Origin of the sequence: Streptomyces sp. NPDC006261, from assembly GCF_040613515.1 — a bacterium.
Lineage (GTDB): Bacteria > Actinomycetota > Actinomycetes > Streptomycetales > Streptomycetaceae > Streptomyces.
In genome coordinates this window covers 1-1344 of the sequence record NZ_JBEXSI010000160.1, presented here as the reverse complement: position 1 = coordinate 1344, position 1344 = coordinate 1, and the positions used below count along the sequence as shown (strand labels likewise).

The following is a 1344-nucleotide window of genomic DNA, read 5'->3' as shown; positions in this document are numbered from 1 at the left end:
GGGGCCTCCCCCTGAGTGGTGGACACGCTGATACTGGATCTGCTTGATCCGGAGGAAGCGAGAAGACCGCCGATGGCGATGAAGGACTATTCGGACGAGTTCAAGGCCGATGCTGTGGCCCTGTACGAGTCCACACCCGGGGCGACGTACAAGAGCATCGCCGCTGACCTGGGCATCAACCGGGCGACCCTGCGGGAGTGGGTGCTGCGGGACCGCGAACGCCGTGGCGTCACCGCCGCGCCTGCGCGGCCTGCCTCCCAGCCGGCAGCAGTCGCGTCCGCTGACCCGGACGAGCGGGTCCGGCGGCTGGAGGCGAGGGTGGCGGAACTCGAGGCAAGTGAGCGCAAGCTCGCCACCGAGCGGGACATCCTCCGCAAGGCGGCCAAGTATTTCGCCGGAGAGACGAACTGGTGACCAGCCGCTTCCAGTTCGTTGATGACCACCGGGCCACCTACGAGGTGAAGCGGCTCTGCCAGGTCTTGGGTGTGCACCGGTCGAGCTACTACAAGTGGCTCGCCGGCGCCGAGGCCCGGGCCGGCCGGACGCGGGAGGACCTGGTCCTGGCCGAACAGATCCGCCGGGTCCACGGCGAATCCGGCGGCGCCTACGGCTCCCCGCGGGTGACCGCCGAGCTCCGCGAGAAGGGACATGCGGTCAACGAAAAGCGGATCGCCAGGGTCATGCGGGCATTCGACATCATCGGGATCCGCCTGCGCAGACGCGTCCGCACCACCGTCCCCGACCCGGCATCCGGGACCGTCCCCGACCTGTTCGGCCGGGACTTCACCGCCACCGAGCCCGGGCGCAAACTCATGGGCGACATCACGTATCTCCCGCTCCAGGGCGGGAAGTTCCTCTATCTCGCGACCGTGCTGGACTGCTTTAGCCGCAAGGTCGTCGGCTGGTCCATCGCCGGCCACATGCGCACGGACCTGGTCTCCGACGCGCTCCGGATGGCCGCCTCGACCCGCGGCTCGCTGGACGGCGCGGTGTTCCACTCCGATCACGGAGCCCAGTACGGATCCCGCGCCTACGCCGGCCTCTGCGACCAGCTCAAGGTCACCCGGTCGATGGGCGCGGTCGGCACCAGCGCCGACAACGCCGCCTGCGAAAGCTTCCACGCCTCCCTCAAACGCGAGACCCTCCAGGGCGCCCACGACTACGGCGACGCCACCACTTGCCGGCGCACCGTCTTCGCCTGGCTGACCCGCTACAACACCCGCCGCCGACACTCCACCAACAGCTACCTCAGCCCCGACGAATACGAACGCCGACACCACGCCGCTAAACTCACGCTCGCCGCGTGATCAATAACCGCGTGCCCACCTTCATGGGGGAAGGCCC

Annotated in this window: 1 protein-coding gene; it reads left to right on the top strand. The window is 68.8% G+C overall.

The features are described from left to right. The first annotated feature begins 72 nt into the window (after nt 1-72). Nucleotides 73-1307 (top strand): IS3 family transposase gene (locus ABZ154_RS35025; RefSeq protein WP_356838511.1). Its coding sequence is split into 2 segments (ribosomal slippage): nt 73-393 and nt 396-1307, totalling 1233 coding nucleotides; the frame shifts between segments, so codons are not numbered across the junction. Nucleotides 1308-1344 lie beyond the last annotated feature (37 nt).